Below are 20652 nucleotides of genomic sequence, written 5' to 3'. Positions count from 1 at the left end.
GTTTTCGTGTCATATACATACCAGCAGGACCATCGTACCGCATTCAACATTGCGGTCGACATACTCCTGGTCGACTAGAATGTCGTTGTTATCGAGAGAGCCCCCGACATTGACAGTATGCGAATACGGCATCAGACCAAATCGTGTGATCGATCCGTTCGCCGCATCGTCCAGCGCGCGATAAAGACCCATGGCACCAGTCCGCAGGCGCGCGATTTTCGTCCCGCCGCCAGCCGATGGCGCATTGTTCATGGAACCCGTCACATCGAGAACGACCATGACATCGTTGTGCCCCAGGTCGCGCTTGGCGTCGCAATCGGCGGCAATGTCGATGCTGTCGAAGTCGAACACCTTCATCAATGCCGTGGGTACGGTTGCAGTTGCCGATCCGACAAGCTGCGCCGGGTCGTCAGGGTCCTGCGAAATATTAAAATTTGCGTCCTGCACGCCATGGGTCCCGCTGGGGAAGTTGAAATCAAACAGCTTGTTGGCTTCGGCTTCGGCTTCGCTGTTCCAGCTGTTCCCCTGCATGGCCTGCCGCCCCGCCAGAACACCTGCGTCACAGGCATTCTGGAGCTTGGCCTGCGCCATATACGCTACGCTCACATCGAGCCCGCTGCCGACCATGCCGACTAGCGGAATAAGTGAGGCGGCGAAGATGACTATCGTGTTACCAGCAGTGTCCTGCCTTAGGCGTGACATAAAGTTCGGCATTAAAACCTCCAAAGTCACTAAGCGCAATATTGGGGAATCGTATCCAATTCGTTAACTTTTGAGGATTTTCCTAATAGCCACAATGGTTTACTGGAAATTAAGCATGGCAATTCTGTAATAAATTCAAAGATAAGTACGGTTTTCGACGTCGCCGCATCGAAAGACCTCAAGGTCGTGATAACCTGTTCATTGAGATCGCATGGTCGCTTGGAAGGATATGACCGTACTGCCGCATTTACAGGTTGAGAGCGCGGGCGGATGCGGGAGCTTCAGAGAGCCCAAAACGAAAATCGCCGCCCATGCCTGTGCACGGACGGCGATAAATGCCTTGATGGCGATTTGAGTTTTAACGCGGTGCCATGCGGATCGCTCCGTCCAGCCGCACGTCTTCACCGTTGAAGTATCCGGTTTCGATCATGCACATGGCAAGCTTGGCATATTCTTCAGGGTTGCCGAGGCGCTTTGGGAACGGGACGGAGGCGGCGAGCGCTTCCTTCACTTGCGGCGGGGCGGCGTTCATCAGCGGGGTTTCGAAGATACCCGGCAGGATGGTGTTCACACGGATGCCTTCGCGCATCAAGTCGCGCGCGATGGGGAGCGTCATGCCAACCACCCCGCCCTTCGATGCGGAATAGGCCGCCTGGCCCATCTGACCGTCTTCGGCAGCGACCGATGCGGTGTTGACCATAGCGCCGCGCGCGCCGTCTTCATTGATCGGGTCGAGCGTCATCATTCCCGCCGCCGACTTGGCGATGCAGCGGAACGTGCCGATCAAATTGACCTGGATCACAAAATCGAACGCGCTGATCGGGAAGTGCTTGATCTCGCCCGACTGCTTGTCGCGGCTGGCGGTCTTGATCGCGTTGCCGATGCCGGCGCAGTTGACGAGGATGCGCTCCTGACCGTGCGCTTCGCGGGCCTTGGCAAAGCCTGCATCGACATCGTCGTCGCTGGTCACGTTGACCTTGCAGAAGACGCCTCCGATTTCGGCGGCCATTGCCTCGCCCTTCTCCTCGTTCATATCGAAGATTGCGACTTTCGCGCCCTTGGCGGCGAGCGCACGTGCGGTGGCTGCGCCGAGGCCGGAGGCGCCGCCGGTGACGACGGCAGGGGTGTTGGCTGAAACTTCCATTGAAAAATCCTCTTGTGAATTTTGAGTGTTAAACGCGTTCGATGATCGTGACGTTGGCGACACCGCCGCCTTCGCACATCGTCTGAAGACCGTATTTCTTGTCGTGCCGGTGGAGAGCGTGGACCAGCGTCGCCATCAGCTTCGTGCCCGATGCGCCAAGCGGGTGGCCAAGCGCAATTGCGCCGCCGTGGACATTCAGGCGGTCGGGGTCCGCACCGGTGTGTTTGAGCCATGCAAGCGGGACCGGGGCGAAGGCCTCGTTGACTTCATACAGGTCGATATCGCCGATCTTCATGCCAGCCCGCTCCAGCGCCTTGTCGGTCGCGAACAGCGGCTCCTCCAGCATGATGACAGGATCGCCTGCGGTTACGGTGAGGTTGTGGATGCGCGCCAACGGGGTGAGATTGTGGCGCTTCAACGCCTCTTCGGAGACGACCATCACCGCCGAGGAACCATCGCAGATCTGGCTTGCGCTCGCCGCAGTGATCTTGCCATCGGGAGCAAGCAGCTTGACGCCTGCGATCCCTTCAAGCGTCGCGTCGAAGCGGATGCCCTCATCGACCGTGTGCATCTCCTCGCCCTCGGGCGTCTCGATCTGCACCGGCACGATCTCGTTTTCGAACGCCCCGGTTTCGGTCGCCTTGATCGCGCGCATGTGGCTTTCAAGCGCGAAGCTGTCGAGCTGATCCTTGGTGAAATCGTGCTTATCCGCGATCATCTGCGCGCCCATGAACTGGCTGAATTGGACGCCGGGATACTTCTCCATGACGCCGGGCGACATGTAATTGCCCAGCCCTTCCTTCATGTGCAGCGTCATGTTCGAACCCATCGGCGCGCGCGTCATGCTTTCGACGCCGCTGGCGATCACGACGTCCTGCGTGCCGCTCATCACGGCCTGCGCTGCAAACTGGATCGCCTGCTGCGAGGAACCGCACTGGCGGTCGATCGAGACGGCGGGTGTGGATTGCGGGAGCAGTTTCGATGCGAGCGCGCCCATGCGCCCGACCTGTCCGGCCTGTTCGCCCGCCTGGCTGACGCAGCCGGTCACGACATCGTCGACCGCCTCCGGATCGACGCCGCTGCGCTCCACCACGGCATCGAGCGATTTTGCGAGCAAATCAACCGGGTGCGCGCCGGCCAGACGGCCTCCGCGCTTGCCGCCAGCGGTCCGGACGGCTTCGACGATATAGGCTGTAGGCATGATCGGGGGTGTCCTCTCGTTTACGTAAACGTTGCTGTTTGCCACCGGCCTATGGGAGCGCCGCGCGGGAATCAAGCGGGCAAAATGAGAGGCCATTCGCACCCCGTGCACCGGCACGGCTTGTGTCGCTACGGCAAAGGTGGTTAGCGCTTGTTTCGCCATGACTTCGCCCAGCCCAGCCCAGTCCGCACACGCAGCGCTGACACGCGGTGATCCAGCCGCGCTGGCGCTGTTCGACCAAGCGCTGCGCGGCGATCCCGGCAATGCGAAGCTGTGGCTGGGCAAGGCGCGCGCGCTTGAACTGACCGGCGACAGGAAAGGCGCGCGGATCGTTGCCCGGCAGATCGCCGACCAAGCGCCCGGCTTTCTCGATGCGCAGGCATTTCTGGCGCAATTGCGGCTGTCAGCGGGCGAAGCCGACTTTACCTCCCATTATACCGCCGCGCAGGCAAAGCATCCGCGCGATCCCAACATTGCCGCAGCGCATTGCGAAACCCTCGCCGGGTTCGATCACGTAGCCGAGGCTGCAGAGGTCGCCGCGCGCGCCCGCGAGCAATTCCCGCAAGAGCCGCAATTCATGCTTCTCGAGGCGGTTCATGCAGGCACTGCGGGCGACTGGAGCCGGGCGGATGCGATCTACCGGAAACTGGACATGCGATCTCCGCAGCGCGCGCTTCACGAAGCACGCCACCGTCTGCGCGCGCGCGACACCGACGCGGCAGGCGAACTGCTCGGCGAAGCGCTTGCGGCAAACCCGTGGGACATCGCCGCATGGGCGCTGCGCGGGATCGTGTGGCGGCTCGCAGGGGATGCGCGCGCCGACTGGCTGCACGGTCAGGAAGGCCTCATCCAGATGTTGCCGATTGAGGGCGAGGCGGGCCTGTTGGACGAGGCAACCGCCGAATTGCGCCTCCTGCACAGGAATGCCGCGATGCCGATTGGCCAAAGCCTTCGCGGCGGGACGCAGACACGCGGCAACCTGTTTGAGCGACGCGAGAGAGTCTTCGGCGACCTGCAAGCCGCGGCGCTCGCTGCGCTCGAGACGTATCGCGCAGGGCTGCCGCCAGCCGATCCGGCCCACCCGCTTCTGCGGCACCGCGGCGCAGGCTGGGGCATGGCCGGATCATGGTCGGTGCGGCTCACAGGCGGCGGGGACCATCACGTGCCGCACATTCATCCTGAAGGCATCCTTTCGAGCGCGCTTTACCTCGCGGTTCCGGATGCGGTGGATGACGCGGCAAGGAACGGATGGCTTGAACTTGGCCGCCCGCCCCGCGATCTCGCGCTCGACATGCCTCCTGTCCAATCGATCCAGCCGCGACCCGGCTTCATCGCCCTGTTTCCCTCGACCATGTATCACGGCACAACTGCATTCGGCGGACCGGCCGCGACCGAACGCATGACCGCGGTGTTCGATGTCGTGCCGGCCTGATCGCAGTCCTGATACGGCGCGCAAGACAAGAACCCATTGCCAGCTTTTCGCGTGCGCAGCCTTTTCGAATTGGCTTGCGGGTGCGACGATAATGCCATTGCGGCTGCGCCCACCGCGTTAAGGGCTTTTTGCCGCCTTCAACACTATTGCCGCAAACCGGCGCTCTACGATGGTTAATTCGCAGTGTTTTCGAGTGTTGCAACAGTGCTACACCGCGATTTCAATTTGTCGAAAACGTCCGTCATCGCTTCCCTTGCGGGGTCCAAGCGGCGTAACCCGCAGCCTAGGGACTGGACGGATAAATTCCGCGCAAATTTTGCGTGGGTCGCTTCCAACTAGCCCGACTAATTGGATGAGGAGAGCATCTGGCCGGAGAATGGGCCAGGTGAATTGAGCCATCCTTGTTGTGTCTTTTCACTCCTAGGGAAAGACATCAGTCATGAGGGTAGAAACCATATGAAATTTTCCACGCAGCTCCGACTGAGCGCCGGATCGATGGCAGTAGGCCTGGCCTTGGCATCGACTCCGTCGTTCGCTCAGGATCAGGATACAGTCGATGAGGACACCCAGGTCGTTCCTCAGGCCTCTGACAATGCGATCATTGTCACAGGTACACGTGTCACCAACCCCAACCTCGAGCTTTCGAGCCCGGTTGCAGTCGTTGGCGAAGGCGAAATCCTTCTTCAGCAGACCTCCGGTGTCGAAGAAGTGCTCCGCGAGATCCCGGGCATCGTCAACTCGATCGGCGCCAACACCAATAACGGCAATGGCGGTTCCACGCTGATCAACCTTCGCGGTATCGGCTCCAACCGTAACATCTCGCTGCTCAACGGCACGCGCGTCATTCCTTCGACGACCACGCTCGAAGTCAACCTCGACGTCATCCCCGTTGCCCTGCTTGAGCGTGTCGATGTTCTGACCGGCGGTGCTGGTTCGACCTACGGTGCCGACGCCATCTCGGGCGTTATCAACTTCATCACCAAGACTGATTTTGAAGGCGCCGAGCTCAACGTCACCAACAACATCACCGAACAGGGCGATGGCAACGTCTTCCGTGCCGACCTTACGCTCGGTGCGAACCTCGAAGATGGCCGCGGCAATGTCGTGTTCAACATCGGGTACACCAACCGCGACCCGCTCCGTCAGGGCGACCGCGACTTCTCGACGTTCAACATCAGCTCGTTCTCCGGTAACCCCGGCGGTTCGTCGACCACCACTCCAATCCGCCTTTCGGCGGCTGGCGGTGCGAGCGGTCTGCTGAACAACATTGTCATCGATCCGGAGACGGGCAACGAGGTAAATGGCGGGTTCGTTCAGATCGATCCTGCCACGGGCCAGGTGAACCCGGGCTTCACGCCGTTCAACTTCAACCCGTTCAACTACTTCCAGACACCTCTGGAGCAATACCGCATCTACACGCAGGGCAATTACGAAGTCAGCCCGTCGCTCGAATTCTTCGGCGAAGCGATGTATGTGAACAGCACGGTTGAAACCAACGGCGCGCCTTCAGGCACCTTCGGTGTTACGGTCGACATTCCACTGTCGAACCCGTTCCTGCCGGACGCACTCGTTGATCAAATCTGTGCACGTGATACCGTTCTGTTCCAGGCTGCAACCGCCACCACTCCTCAGCAGAGTGCGCTGGGTGTCGTGGAACCATTCCTCGACCCTGCTGCTTGTGCAGCAGCTCGTGCGGCGACAGATCCGAACGATCCTGACTTCGAGACTGCGAGCCTTACTCTGGGCCGTCGTTTCGTCGAGTTTGGCGAGCGTCTCTCGGTCCGTGAAACCGACCTATTCCAGGTCAAAGGCGGTGCCCGCGGCGATATCACTGACACCATCCAGTACGAAGCCTTCTTCGCCTATGGCGAGAGCGAGCGTACGCGGCGCCAGTCCGGCAACGGCCTGCGTTCGCGTCTGGTGCAGTCCCTTAATGCCACGAGCACGACCGAATGTCTGGATCCGACTGGTGGCTGTGTCCCGATCAACATCTTTGGCGACACTGGCACAATTCAGCCAGACGCCATTGCGTTCATCGATACCGGCAACCAGCAGTCGAACTTCAATGAATTGTTCCAGGTCGGTGGCTTCATCACCGGCGAGCCAGGTTTGACCCTTCCATGGGCTGAAAACGGCGTGAACTTCGTGCTCGGTGTCGAGTATCGCGACTACGTAGCTGGTCAGTCGTCTGACGTTGCATCGCAGACGCCTTCGGAAGTGCTTGGTAACGGCGCAGCTGCTGTTGACTTCACCGGCTCCTACGATGTGTCCGAAGTTTTCGGTGAGCTTGTCATTCCGATTGTCGAAGGTGCATCCTTCTTCGATGAGCTGACACTCCAGCTCGGCGGTCGTATTTCGGATTACTCGACCACCGGCACCGAATACACCTGGAAGGTCGGCGGCACCTGGTCGCCAGTTCCGGCGCTCCAGTTCCGCGGCAACTTTCAGCGCGTGACGCGTGCTCCGAACGTTTTCGAACTGTTCTCACCACTTGTTACGGGCCTGGCGAACTTCTCGGCTGACCCATGCGCTGGCGGAGCCCCGTCAGGCAATGCCGATCTGCTCGCGATCTGCCTCGCACAGGGTGCGGATCCGACCCAAATCGGTTCGATCATTGTCGATCCGGCTGGTCAGGTGAACGTGACCTCGGGCGGCAACCCCGATCTCGACTCGGAAGATGCTGACACATGGACCATTGGTGCCGTGTTCCAGCCTGATTTCGCTCCCGGTCTCGTTGCGACGGTCGATTACTACAACATCAAGATCACCGATGCGATCACGCAAGCTACCGAGGATGACATCTTCGCGCTCTGCTTCGGTGACGACTACTCGAATGGTAACTTCACCATCGACAGTAGCTCGGCGACCGATCCGAACTGCACCGGCATCCGCCGGAACCCGGCGACCGGTAACTTGTTCGGTGAACTGGCGACCACTCCGGGTCTCCCGCAACCGTTCTCCAACCAGGGAACGATCTTCACCGACGGTATCGATCTGACGATCAGCTACAACACTGATCTCAGCGCTGCTATCGGGTGGAACTCGTCGTTCGCCGGTAACTGGACTGCCAACGAAGAATTCCAGTCTTCGGCGGTCGGTGTAAACCGTGAGTGTGTCGGGTTCTACTCGACAAACTGCGGCGGCGTTGGCTCGGGCGCTCTGAACCCAGAGTTCTCGTTCAACTGGCGCAACACGCTCACTTACGATGTGCTCGCACTGTCGCTTAACTGGCGCTGGATCGACAGCTTCGAATATGAGCCCCTTTCCGGACCCGAGCGGTTCGTCGAGGAATTCACGACCATCGAAGCGTACAGCTACTTTGACCTGACGCTTCGTGCAGAAATCGATCCCGTGACGCTGGTGTTCGGCATCCAGAACCTGCTCGACGAGCAGCCGCCGATCGTCGGTTCGAACATCGGTTCGACTGCAAACAACTCGGGTAACACCTACCCGAACGTTTATGACATTCGTGGCCGCAGCTATGCAGCGAGTGTCCGCCTCAGCTTCTAATCCAGGCTGACAGCAAACGACAAAGAGAGCCGCGGTCTTCGGACCGCGGCTTTTTTTGTGGGCGATTTAGGCCGCCCGAAGAAAGTGAGCCCCAGCCTTGGGTGATCCTTGAGGGGCGCTCGGAAAACTCGCTCGACAGCGATCTGCGCGAGCTTCTCACCAGTCCCCTCGCTTGCCTTTGAGGCGGCCCTCCCGCCGGCTTCATGACGCAGAGATGGATCGGGCCCGCAGCGCGACGCCGCGTCTCCAGCGCCCCGCAAATCAAAGCGGGTGGCCACCCTCTCGCTGCGCTGCAAGCAGCATCGGCCAGTCGCCGGAACGCTCCTCAGCACCAGGAACAACGCGCGGGACATGCGGAGCGCACCTTCGGGCATTCTCGAGCCATGCTTGGAAACACACAGCCATTACATCCGGTGCGGCAGACACGGCCCACACTGAACCCAAGCGGCTCCTGTAGCCCTCGCACGGTTGACGACCTCAAGCTCCGCCCTCCCCGCGGCGCTGCCATGAGCGCAATGAAAAAAGGGCCCGGTCCTGCGACCGAGCCCTCTTCTATCAGTTGCTGTGCCGAGGCGAGATCAGAGACCGCCAGGTCCGCAATCATTCGCCAAGAAGTCGAGCATCTTTGTGTATAGCTGCTGCTGGTGATTGAACATCAGCGTGTTGCTGAAGTGGTCCGCACCCTCAAGGGTCACGAACTGCCCCTGCTTCCCTGCTGCTTCGAATGCCTTCTTATAGTCTCTGAAGTGATAATACATGACACGGCGATCATTATCGCTGTGGATCATGAGCAGCGGAATGTTCACATTGGCAACTTCGTTGATCGGATTGACCGTTGTGCCGCCGCGATGCTTGTTCCAATCGTCAAGCGCCTTCAGATCGGGGTCGTTCCGGTAGAGGTACTGCTTCTCGGCGTCGGCCACGCCGTTCACTGCGATCGAGCACTGATACAGGTTATCTTGACGCGCTGCGGCAACCAACGCGGCATAGCCTCCGTAGGACCAGCCGAAGAAGGCAACTCGATCCGGATCGGCAAGGCCCTGTTCGATGAGGTATTTTACGCCGTCATCCTTGTCATCCTGCATTGCCAGACCGTGCTGCAAATACCCTGCGTTGAAGTGCTTCTTGCCCCAGCCTGTCGAAATGCGGTTTTCAGGGTGGAAGACCATGTAGCCGACCGAAGCGAGCATTTGCCCCATCTCGTCAAACGACACCCTTCCGTTCACGGCAGGACCGCCATTGTGCTGCACAATGAGCGGAAACGGCCCTTCGCCCTTGGGCATCGTCACGTATCCCGGAATTTCCAGGCCGTCGCGCGCCTTGTAACGGATGTATTTCACATCGCTCAATTGTTCGGGGTTAAGAAGCGGATTGCGGCTACCAAGTTTGGCCAGCTTCCCGTCCTTGACCATCCAGTATGAGCCAGGATCGCGAGGGCCGCGATTGGTCACAATCATCGTCAGCCCGTCACGTGAGCGGCTCGATATGGAAATGTCATGCGCGTAAGGGATCTGTTGCTCGAGCGCCTCGAAAAGCGCCTTTTCTTCCTCATCGAACCAATGCCGCTCCAGTTTGGCGCCCGGATAGACGGCAGCGACGAGTTTATCATTGCCCGGTATCGAATGAGTTTGAATACCCAGGACGTCGGCGTCTTCCGGCTGGAACAGCTTCTTGCCGATTTGACCAGACGAGAAATCAAACTCGTAAAGGCCAGCCTTGTCCTCACCTTCCGCGACATGCACGAAATATCCGGTGTTTGGATCGTCCTGCTTGAAACCGACTACACCGAAATTTCCGCCGTAGAATTTATAGACGTTGTCGGGATCCGTGAAATCTGTTTCTTGAAAAAACGTCCAGGAACTGTCGCCAGGTTTGCGATAATATTCCTTGTAGGTTCCGTCTGTACGATCAAGCACAGCGGTGTATCTTGCGTTGCCTTCGCTATCCCAGCGCTCAACCTGCGGGTATTTATTGTTGCCCTTGAGAACGAGCGAACGGCTACCAGTCCTGAGATCGAATTTGTAATAGGCCCTCGGGCGCGCAGCCGCAAAAGGGTCGCGCCCGGTAGGGTCAGGGATGGCATTCCCGCCGCCAATGAGGACTTTATCAGGATCATTCGGAAGGGTGCTTACCAAGCCGAAATTACCGGCAGCCTTGCTGAACGTGTTGTTCTCCAGATCGTAGGAATACGCGAGATATTCGCGAATGTCCTGCTCCGGGCGCTTGACCTGTGAGCGTTTGACTTGCCACGCAGTGCCGAAAATATAGTTATCGCTGACCCACTGTGCGCCGATGATTTCCATCGGATCGGCGTTAAGCCTGCGGAGCGGTTTCGACAGGTCATCGGTGCTGTAGATTTCAAGCAGATATTCGCCTTCGCGGCTTTCGACCTTGTGCACGAGAACATGCTTGCCATCGGGAGAAACTTGGACTGCATTGACGACAGCGCGCAATGCCCAGACGTCGACCGGAACGCTGGCCTGCGCTTGTGTTTCGCTGGGCGCGGCGACACTGAGACCGAGTGCCGATACACCGACCATGGCGGCTGCCAGCGGGGCTTTAAAAAGCTTCATGATTTAGAACTCTTCCAGGTTGAAAATGGATTGGTGTTCACATGAACCGCCTGGCCTCCCGTCCAGCGGCTCGAACACCTTGCATTAAATCAAAAAAGCGGCCCCTCGGCAAGTGCGAGGAGCCGCTTTTTTTGGCTTAATTGAGCGGTTTAGCCCTTAGAAACGGTACAGCAGCTGGCCGAAGAATTCGCGGCCATCCAGGTTGTAACCGTTTCCGATTGGAACGTTGGAAACGCTGAACACTTCGTTGCTGTCAACCAGCGGCGGGTCTTCGTTGAAGATGTTGGTCACACCCGCGATGACGCGGAGCGTGCCGTTATCCCAGCGGAGCGATGCCGTGTGCTCGAAGTACTCGTCGGCGAAACCGATATCGCGGCAGAATACACCGTCACCGTTTACGCCGTCACCAGCCGGGCCGAGGCCTGTGCAGGTGTCACCGAAGAAGCCAGTACCCAGGTTGCCGAACGCATCGTCAAGCGGATCGATACCGTCTGCCTGCTGCTCGACATCGCCGATGTAACGGGTCTGCCAAGTGAAGCGGAAATCGGTCCAGTCGACCGAGAAGGTCGCACGGCCAGTCCAACTTGGAAGACCGAATTCGCCCGCATCATCGTCAAAGGTCTGATTGCCGTTGTCGTCGATGAAGAGGGTCGAACGTTCGATCAGGTGGTTCGCCCGAAGGTTGAGCGCCAGATCGAAGTTCTCGCCGCCGATCATAACGTCCTTGCCGAAGGTCGTGTTGATGTCGATCCCGCGGACCGATTCCTGGTTCAGGTTGATGAAGCCGGAATTGGTTGCGCTGACCAACTGACGCGAGTTCGGGTTGGTGTCGACCGTAATACGATCGCAGAACGGGCTGCGAATGCCATCCTGACGGGTGTAGCAGTCATTGATGATGAACTGCGAAGACGGCTCGATGATCGAGTCCTTCAACTTGATGTCGAAATAGTTGAAGTTGAAAGCGAATTCGAAACCGCTGGCGAAGCTCTCTTCGAAAGCAAAACCTGTGGTGATCGAACGCGAGGTTTCCGGATCGAGGTCGAACGTGCCGCCTGCGGTGTCTTCGATGCTCAGCTGGCGAATGGTGTTCAGTGCCGAGACGTCGATACCAACGCTGGTCGGGTCACGACCTTCGCGTGTGCAGTTGTCGAAGATTGCCTGGTCGCGGGTGTCGAGCGTCGGATCGTAGAAACCGCTGGTCGCTCCAGCAGGCGTTACGAACGCATCGTCCGGCACGGCGCAGGGATCGATGACAGTTGGGAAGCCCGACTGACCTTCGAGGAAATTCTCGCGCAGGTTCGGTGCACGGAATGACGTACCGTAGCTGAACTTGATCAGCAGCGGTGCCACCGGACGCCAGCCAGCCTTGATCGAGTAAGTCCCGGCGGTGCCGTAGAATTCCTCGTCCGTGACACGGCCGGACAGGTTGACGGTCAGCTCTTCGACCAGCGTTTCGCCAGCGATCAGCGGAATGTCGACTTCACCGAACAGCTCACGGATCCACTTGGAACCGGTTGCGCCGCGGTCAGCGAAAAAGGCGAACAAAAGGCCGTTTGCGGCCACATCGTTCGGCTGCGAGTCGATCGAGTCTTCGCGCCATTCGGCACCAAGCACCACACCAACCGGACCGGCGGGCAGTTCGAACAGATCGCCCGTCATGAAGCCGGAAAGCAGGATCTGCTCATAGGTGGTGTCAAACCCGCGAATACCGAACAGGTAATCGCGCTCTGCCTGGGTGTCGAAGTCACCAATCGCGGTGCCAAGGACGTTGGCGGAGAACAGGTTTACCGGAACACAGCCTTGCGTCAGGTCGGCAAGAGCCAGACCGGGATTTGCAAGACTGGCCGAATCGCATGCGCCATTGGTCAGCGTCGGCATGAACGCCACGCCCTGGTCGTAATCGTCGGCAATTCCGTCACCGTTATTGTCGACAATGCCGTCGCCATCGAAATCGGCGGTCGGGTCGATACCGAGCGCAAGCGCAAGCTTGTCCTCACGGATACCAAAGCGAACCGAAGACCCTTCCGAACGCGAGTAGGTACCCGCGACTTCGAAGGTCCAGCTCGAACCGATGAAGGGCAGATCGCCGCGCACACCGAGCACACCGCGATACTGCTCCTGCGTAACATCGAAGTTATCGCGGTCTCCCACAATCGAGAGGACCGGGATGACAGGAAGGCTGAGGCCTGCGTTGGCGCCCGGACGACCAAGCAGCGTGACTTCCGCAGCTGCACAGTCGTTGTTCGCGGTGTTACAGGGGTTGAACGGGTTGCTGCCCGGTACATACGGGAAGATCTGGCCAGCACCGCCGCTGTCCGACTGGATTTCGGCGCGCGTGTAGTTGGCTTCAAAGAACGGCGTGATGTTTGCATCGCCCGGGAACGTGTATTCACCGTAGGCGAAAACGTTGTAGAGTTCCTGACCCGAGATGAACACCTGTTCCGGGTTCGCGCCGTTACGGTCGATGAGCGAGAAGTCGACATCGCGGAAGCCGTCACCGTCACCGTCGATATCAACGCCGCCGATGGTGGATTCGTCGTAGTTCGTGATGCCCGAGTTGCCCGGACCCGGCGTAAAGTAGATCGAACCGTAGGACTGGAACGGGCTGACGATACGGCCAACCTGGCTGGTGATGTTGCAAGGCTGCTCGCGAACGGTCACGCCAGGGGTGCGGTTCTCAACAATCGCCTTGGCACGGATCCCGACATTGCGAACTTCGCCGCTATCGGTCAGTTCGAGAGGGGTGGTACAGCCGGCGAGAAACGGACGGTCTGCGAGACGAACTTCGTCGCGGCGTGCATATTCAGCGCCGATGCCGAAGAATGCGCGGTCGGTGTTGAAGCCCCAGGCCGCGCTGACAGTGTAGTCATCGCCGCCGCCGAATTCGTTGATGTTGCCGTTGGCCTGCAGTTCAAGGCCATCGAAGTCCTTGCGCAGGATGATGTTACCCACACCGGCAACAGCGTCCGAACCGTAAACCGACGATGCACCGTCGAGCAGCAGGTCGTAGCGATCGACGAGCGTCGAAGGAACGAGGTTGATCGAAGGGTTGGTCGGCGCACCTTCCACACCAGCTGGTGCGAGGCGGCGACCATTGACGAGAAGAAGCGTACGATCGGCACCAAGACCGCGAAGGTTCAGCGTCTGCGAACCCGGACCGTTGTCGAGGACGAAGCCCTGGAAGGTCGCATCGATCTGCTGACCGGCGGCGCTTTCCGAACGCTGCAGAATCTGCGCCGGGTCGAATGCACCGACAGCCTGCTGGTTTTCGGTGCTGAGCACCTGAAGCGGCGAGATCGAGCTGTAAGTGTCGCGAACGATACGCGAACCGGTAACGGTGATACCGCCCTGCTGCGATTGCTGCTGACCCGATGCGCCGGTCGTAATATCGACTTCTTCACCCTGTCCGGTGGTGGCGCCCGTGGGGCCATCCTCGGTCTGGATGCAATCGCCCGAGGCATCGACGGTGCCCGGTGCGTTGGTGTCCGTGATACATTCATCACCCGGCTCGGCATCTTGCGCGAAAGCCGGAGCGGCGGTCGCGAACGCGATTACCGATGCGGAGAAGGCGAGCGCCTTCACAGAACTGCTGTTAAACTTTTTCATGGTGACTCCAGTTGCGACAACCGAAGCTCCGACACCCAATCAGACAACATCTCCCACCCGCACTTACCCGGTGCGGAAGAGAGAATCCCCATTGCTGACTTCGCGACAAAGCCCCTGCGATGTCGGATTTGTGCAATAGCGAAAGAATGAAGTCAAAGCTGCGAGCGTGTGACACGCGCTTTTCGCGCACTTTTCATGCTCGTGTTGCGTTAATCCCACAGAAAGGAAGCGGTTGCGCAACTTAAACAGATTATGACTATAAGATTCAATCAAAGTAGGGTGGTCTGCGCGAAACAAACCACCACCCTTCTCAGTTATTTTACGTATGAGTCATTTAATTTCACAAATTGCTAACAATCACGCCGTCGTCATTTGCAATTCGCCGTCGCCTTCATCGACTTTGACCGTCGTCCCGTCGGTCACGGTCCCTTCGAGCAGCATCTCTGCCAGCGGGTCTTGCAAATAACGCTGGACGGCACGCTTCAAAGGCCGCGCTCCGTAGACCGGATCGTAGCCCACCCGGCCCAGCCACCTGAGCGCAGCTTCGGTCAGGTCGAGCGTGATCTTGCGGTCATCGAGCAGCTTTTGCACGCGCTTGACCTGGATCGCGACGATCGGAGCCATGTGCTCCATTGCGAGGCGGTGGAACAGGATGATCTCATCCAGCCGGTTGAGGAATTCGGGGCGGAAATGTCCGCGCACCACATCCATCACCTGGTCCTCGACATCGGCAACCTTCTGATCGTCGCCAAGGTTGGAGAGGAACTGGCTGCCGAGATTCGAAGTCAGGATGATGAGCGTGTTCGAGAAATCGACCACGCGGCCCTGTCCATCGGTCAGGCGCCCATCGTCGAGCACTTGCAGCAGGACGTTGAACACGTCGGAGTGCGCTTTTTCGACCTCGTCGAACAGCACCACCTGATACGGCCTGCGCCGCACGGCCTCCGTCAGCACCCCGCCCTCGTCATAGCCGACATAGCCCGGGGGCGCGCCGATCAGCCGGGCGACGGAGTGCTTCTCCATGAATTCGCTCATGTCGATCCGCACCATCGCGCTGTCATCGTCGAACAGGAACCCGGCCAGCGCCTTGGTCAGCTCGGTCTTGCCGACGCCGGTCGGGCCTAGAAACAGGAAGCTGCCGAGCGGTCGGTTCGGGTCCTGCAATCCGGCGCGCGCGCGGCGCACGGCTTTGGATACGGACTGGATGGCCTGCTCCTGCCCGATCACGCGCTTGCCCAGGATGCTTTCCATCTCCAGCAGCTTCTCGCGCTCGCCTTCCATCATCCGTTCCATCGGGATTCCGGTCCAGCGGGCGACGACACCCGCGATGTCTTCTTCGGTCACTTCTTCGCGCAGCAGCGCGTTCTCGGTCATGCCCTCGGCCGCTTCGAGCCGCTTTTCGAGATCGGGGATCGTGCCGTAGGAAAGCTCGCCTGCCTTGGCGAGATCGCCTTCGCGCTGCGCCTGTTCCAGCTCCAGCCGGGCATGGTCGAGCTCTTCCTTGATCTTGCTTTCGCCTTCGATCTTGTCGCGCTCGTTCTGCCAGCGGGTCGTCAGCTCGGAGGATTGCTGTTCGAGTTCGGCGAGCTCTTTGCGCAGGTTCTCGAGCCGATCCTGCGATCCCTTGTCGCCTTCCTTCTCCAGCGCCGATTCCTCGATCTTGAGCTGGATGATCCGGCGGTCGAGTTCGTCGATTTCCTCTGGCTTGGATCTCGACTTCCATCCGGATGCGCGAAGCCGCCTCGTCCATCAGGTCGATGGCCTTGTCCGGCAGGAAGCGGTTCTGGATGTAGCGGTCGGACAGGCGCGCTGCGGCGACGATAGAGCCGTCGGTGATGCGCACGCCGTGGTGGAGTTCGTACTTGTCCTTGATACCGCGCAGAATCGAGATCGTGTCCTCGACGCTGGGTTCCTCGATATAGACCGGCTGAAAACGCCGCTGGAGCGCGGGGTCTTTCTCGACATATTTCTGGTATTCATCGAGGGTCGTGGCCCCGATGCAATGCAGCTCGCCGCGTGACAATGCGGGCTTCAGCAGGTTGGATGCGTCCATCGAGCCTTCGGAAGCGCCCGCCCCGATAAGAGTGTGCATCTCGTCGATGAACAGGATGATCTGTCCGTCGGCATTCTTCACCTCGTCGAGCACCGATTTCAGCCGCTCTTCGAATTCGCCGCGATATTTCGCGCCTGCGATCAGGGCGCCCATGTCGAGCGACATCAGCGCGCGGCCCTTGAGGCTGTCGGGCACGTCGCCATTGGCGATGCGCAAAGCGAGACCCTCGGCAATCGCGGTCTTGCCCGTGCCGGGTTCGCCGATCAGCGCGGGGTTGTTCTTGGTCCGGCGGGCAAGGATCTGGATGGTGCGGCGGATCTCCTCGTCGCGGCTCGATGACCGGATCGAGTTTGCCGTCGCGCGCTGCCTGAGTGAGATCGCGCGCGTATTTTTCCATCGCGTCGTAATTGGCCTCGGCATTGGCGCTGTCGGCCTTCTTGCCGCCGCGCAACTGGTCGATGGCCGAATTGAGGCTTTGCGGAGTAACGCTCGCGGCCTTCATCGCTTCGCCCGTTGCACCGGGCGCCAGCGACAATGCGACGAGCATCATTTCGACGGTGACATAGCTGTCGCCCGCCTTTTCGGCGATAGTTTCCGCCTGATCGAGCACTCGCACCGCATCGTTATCGAGGCCCGGCGTCTGCTGCGCCCCGCCGCCGGTCACCGCCGGTATCTTGTCCAGCCCGGCATCGACCGCGCTCACCGCGAGGGCCGCCTCGCCGCCAGCGCGCTGGATCAGCCCGGCAGCCATGCCCTCTTCGTCTTCGAGCAGAGCTTTCAGCAAGTGCAGCGGGGTGATCCGCTGGTGGTTCATGCGGATCGCAACCGTCTGCGCGCTTTGCAGGAAGCCCTTGGCGCGGTCTGTGAATTTTTCCAGATTCATCGTGAAACCTCAAAAAGCCTGTGATGCATAAAGTGCAAAAGACACTGTCGGAATGACATATAGGTCGGATCATTCCGGTTCCAATCTCACGCGCCTATGAAAGACCACCGCGCATCCCTGCGAGGCAAGATCGAGGCAGGTGAGCGCACACGCTGTGCAGGAGGCCGGGATCGCACTTGCCCTTGCCATCTTGCTGGCCGATAGCGCGGCCAACCACGACCGGTGAAGAAACGATTTGCGAGGATGTCTCCTATGGACCGCGACGCCATTATCAGGCTCAGGCAGGCCTATGATGAAGGCCAGAACATCACGAAGATGCTGAGGGCCGAAAACAACCGGGACACCAACAGCGTCGAGGCCATCGAGATCGCCTACGACCTGCAAACCGGCACGTATATCTCAGGTTTGTCGAACCCCGACATGGCCAGCTATCTCGATGCATACTGTGCAGAGCTTGCGCGGCGCATCGACGGGCTGGACGTGGGCAATTCGATCCTCGATGTCGGAACAGGCGAAGGGACGACCTTTGCCGCAATGATCGAGAAGAACGGCTGGCGCGGCAAGTCTCTGGCGGCCTTCGACCTGTCATGGTCGCGCGCTCACTTCGCATCGCAATACCTGCGCGACAAAAAGCTCGATGTCGCGCTGTTCACCGCCGATATCGCGCAAATTCCGCTGGCGGCGAGCAGCGTCGATACGGTGATCTCCTCGCATGCACTCGAACCCAATGGCGGACGCGAGCGCGAATTGCTGAGCGAACTGTACCGGGTGTGCAGCAAATACCTGATCCTCCTGGAACCGAGTGACGAACTGGGGAGCGAAGCGACGCAGACCAGGATGCGGGAGTTCGGTTATGTCAGCCGCCTGCGCCGCCATGCCGAGGATCTGGGCATGAAAGTGGTCACTCACGAGCTGATGGACAATGTGGCCAATCCCTCTAACCAGACCGCGCTGCTGGTGATCGCAAAGGGCGGCACGGGCGTGGCAGGGGACTTCGCATTCACCGCGCCCGGCTCCGACGAAGCTCTCGTCGAGACCCCGATGGAGCATGGCGGCTTTCTGTATAGTCGGGACGAAGGCCTTGCATTCCCCCGTCTGGCTGGAATTCCGCACCTGCGCCGGTCCTACGCGGTGATAGCCACGAAGTACGGCCAGACGCCCTAAAGGTCTGCGATCTGGCCTCTTCCCGGACCTGCACATTCCCGCTAACCCGCTCCCAGGGAGATAGAGTAGATGCGCAAATGGTTTGTCGGGGCCGGGTTCGCCGTGCTTGCAGTTCTATTGGCGGCGGTAATCGGCCTGATGACGTGGGAGCCGTATTACGCCTTTCAGGCAGAGGCTCCGCCCGAGCGGGATTACACCGCAGAAATCGTCCGCGACGAATACGGCGTCCCGCATATTTACGGCGAGACCGATGCGGATGTCGCTTTCGGTGTGGCGATTGCTCAGGCCGAGGACGATTTCTTCACCTTGCAGGATGTCGTCGCGATGAGCCGGGGGCGTTACGGCGCGATTGCCGGACAGGAAGGTGCGCAGTTCGATTACGCCTACCACCTGCTCGATGCGCGCGGCACGGCGGAGCGCAAGTTCGCCGGACTGCCGGCTGACACGCGCGCCCTGTTCGAGGCGTATGCCAGCGGGCTGAACCAGTTTGCCGAGGACAATCCGGATGAGTTGAAGCTTGCCAACCTCTTCCCGGTCAATGGCGAAGACGTTGCGGCGGGATTCGTCCTGCGCCAGCCATTCTTTTACGGGCTCGGCAATGTCATCGCGCCGCTTGTCTCGGGCGATGAGCTGCGGCGCGAGTTCGGCCCCGACATTCCGGGCTTTCCGCGCGGCACTGCCCTGCCGGAGACGCCTGCGGTGGAAGATGCGACGCGCCTTGAGGAAACCGAGGCGCATAGCGGCATCCATCCGCTGCCGTGGGGCGAGGATGCGGCGCTGCTCGGCTCCAACGCCTTTGCCGTAGCGCCGGAAAAATCGGGCGGTCCGACCACGCTGATCTCCAATTCGCACCAACCGCTGCGCGGCGGCGTGGCGTGGTACGAACTCACCGTGGAAAGCGGCGAGGGATGGCATTTCACCGGGGCGAATTTCCCCGGCTCGCCCTTCCCGTTTCTCGGCCATAACCGCCACCTTGGCTGGACCAACACCGTCAACCGCCCCGACATGGCCGACATCTACAAGCTCGAAGTCGCCGTTTCGCCCGGCATTGACGGGGAAGAACTACGTTACCGGCTCGACGATGAGTGGCTCGATCTGGAAAGCAGGACCGTGACCCTGCCGGTAAAGCTGGGGCCGATCACGCTCCCGGTGCGCCGCACTGTCTATCGCAGCGTTCACGGCCCGGTGATCAAGAACGACGACGGCTATTTCGCAGTCCGCTATGGCGGGATGGACAGCGTCGAGCAGCTCGATGCCTATTACCGGCTCAACAAGGCGACGAACCTTGCCGAGTGGCAGGCGCAGATGGCGCGCATGGCGATCCCGAGCACGAACTTCATCTACGCCGATGAGGACGGAAACATCGCCTACGTCTATAACGCTGCAATCCCCGACCGGCCCGACGATGTGAGAGCCGATTGGCGCAGCGCGCTGCCGGGCGACCGCAGCGACCTGATCTGGGAAGGGTCTGTCGATTATGAGGAACTGCCCAAGCTGATCAATCCGCCCAGCGGCTGGATCTACAATGCCAACAACGAACCTTATACGGCGGCAGGCGCAGGCAGCGACCTGTTGCCCGACGACTTCTCGCCAGTGCTGGGGGTTGAGCGCAAGCAAACCAACCGTTCGCGCCGCGCCTACAAGCTGCTTTCTGAAGCAAACCTGCTCGACCGCGCAGCGCTGGAGCGGATCAAGTATGACACCGCCTATGAACGCGAGGGCTATGTCGCTGATCTGTGGGACGAGCTCGAAAACTGGCGAAGCAAGAAGACGACCATCAAATCAACCCTGACAATCGACGAAGAACTTCTTTGGGAGGCACGCGAACTGCTTCTTACCTGGGACTTCACCGCCGACAACAAAGGTCGCGCCGATGCTCTGGCATTGTTGATGATCCGCGATTTCATGTCCGCTGAATATCAAAACAAAGCCGAAGTGCCCGATGTTCAAGATATGCTCCACGATGCAGCCCAGCATTTGATGGAGCATTTCGGCAGGCTCGATCCGCCGATGAGCGACCTGCTCCGTCTGCGTCAAGGCGATGTCGATCTGCCGCTTGATGGCGGCTCGGACACCTTGCGCGCCTCGACCACATGGGATGTGGATGATGATGGCCGCCTGCGCCTTGTCCACGGCGACAGCTTCATCCAGTGGGTCGAATGGCCTCAAGATGGCGAGCCGCGTCCGCTCTGAATCGATCCAGCCGTTCGGCGCTGCGATCACCCGGCCCGGCAGCCCGCACCACACCGATCAGATGCAGCTTTTCGTCGATCACCAATTGAAGCCGGTCAAGTTCTGGCGAGAAGACGTGCTCGCCAATGCCAAGCGGCGCTACACGGTGACGAACGTGCAATAATGTAACTTGAAGTGTCACGCCAATTGGC

General features: G+C 59.9%; 8 protein-coding genes and 2 pseudogenes. 4 read left to right on the top strand and 6 right to left on the bottom strand.

Going from position 1 to position 20652, the window contains the following annotated elements:
* Nucleotides 1-9: 9 nt before the first annotated feature.
* From AC0L39_RS04385 to AC0L39_RS04375, 3 genes are all read right to left on the bottom strand, one after another.
* Nucleotides 10-714, bottom strand: a complete 705-nt coding sequence (locus tag AC0L39_RS04385) for a pilus assembly protein (protein WP_473261025.1) — start codon at nucleotides 712-714, stop codon at nucleotides 10-12.
* Nucleotides 715-1060: 346 nt separating this feature from the next.
* Nucleotides 1061-1846, bottom strand: coding sequence for an SDR family NAD(P)-dependent oxidoreductase (locus tag AC0L39_RS04380; protein WP_473261023.1), 786 nt, complete (start codon nucleotides 1844-1846; stop codon nucleotides 1061-1063).
* Nucleotides 1847-1874: 28 nt separating this feature from the next.
* A complete protein-coding gene (locus tag AC0L39_RS04375; RefSeq protein WP_473261021.1) occupies nucleotides 1875-3047 on the bottom strand; it encodes an acetyl-CoA C-acetyltransferase in 1173 nt (390 codons plus the stop codon).
* A 160-nt stretch (nucleotides 3048-3207) separates the two neighbouring features.
* Between AC0L39_RS04375 and AC0L39_RS04370 the strand changes: the two genes are divergently transcribed.
* On the top strand, nucleotides 3208-4479 hold the full coding sequence (locus tag AC0L39_RS04370) for a 2OG-Fe(II) oxygenase family protein (protein ID WP_473261020.1): 1272 nt from the start codon (nucleotides 3208-3210) through the stop codon (nucleotides 4477-4479).
* 456 nt (nucleotides 4480-4935) lie between these two features.
* Complete coding sequence (locus AC0L39_RS04365) at nucleotides 4936-7989, top strand: TonB-dependent receptor domain-containing protein (RefSeq protein ID WP_473261018.1); 3054 nt, start codon at nucleotides 4936-4938, stop codon at nucleotides 7987-7989.
* A 578-nt stretch (nucleotides 7990-8567) separates the two neighbouring features.
* Here the strand turns inward: AC0L39_RS04365 and AC0L39_RS04360 are convergent.
* The 3 genes and pseudogenes from AC0L39_RS04360 to clpB form a co-directional block, all read right to left on the bottom strand.
* A complete protein-coding gene (locus AC0L39_RS04360) occupies nucleotides 8568-10562 on the bottom strand; it encodes an alpha/beta hydrolase family protein (protein WP_473261016.1) in 1995 nt (664 codons plus the stop codon).
* A 156-nt stretch (nucleotides 10563-10718) separates the two neighbouring features.
* Complete coding sequence (locus tag AC0L39_RS04355; protein ID WP_473261014.1) at nucleotides 10719-14168, bottom strand: TonB-dependent receptor domain-containing protein; 3450 nt, start codon at nucleotides 14166-14168, stop codon at nucleotides 10719-10721.
* Nucleotides 14169-14525: 357 nt separating this feature from the next.
* A pseudogene (gene clpB, locus AC0L39_RS04350) lies at nucleotides 14526-17104 on the bottom strand (ATP-dependent chaperone ClpB).
* A 252-nt stretch (nucleotides 17105-17356) separates the two neighbouring features.
* On the opposite strand from clpB, the gene AC0L39_RS04345 reads away from it, so the two are divergent.
* Both AC0L39_RS04345 and AC0L39_RS04340 read left to right on the top strand, forming a co-directional pair.
* On the top strand, nucleotides 17357-18268 hold the full coding sequence (locus AC0L39_RS04345; protein WP_473261012.1) for a class I SAM-dependent methyltransferase: 912 nt from the start codon (nucleotides 17357-17359) through the stop codon (nucleotides 18266-18268).
* Nucleotides 18269-18337: 69 nt separating this feature from the next.
* A pseudogene (locus AC0L39_RS04340) lies at nucleotides 18338-20624 on the top strand (acylase).
* The last annotated feature ends 28 nt before the right edge of the window (nucleotides 20625-20652 follow it).

The organism is Erythrobacter sp. K21-9, assembly GCF_055808355.1.
The sequence above is the reverse complement of the archived record's forward strand: the minus strand, read 5'-3'. Positions and strand labels throughout refer to the sequence as shown.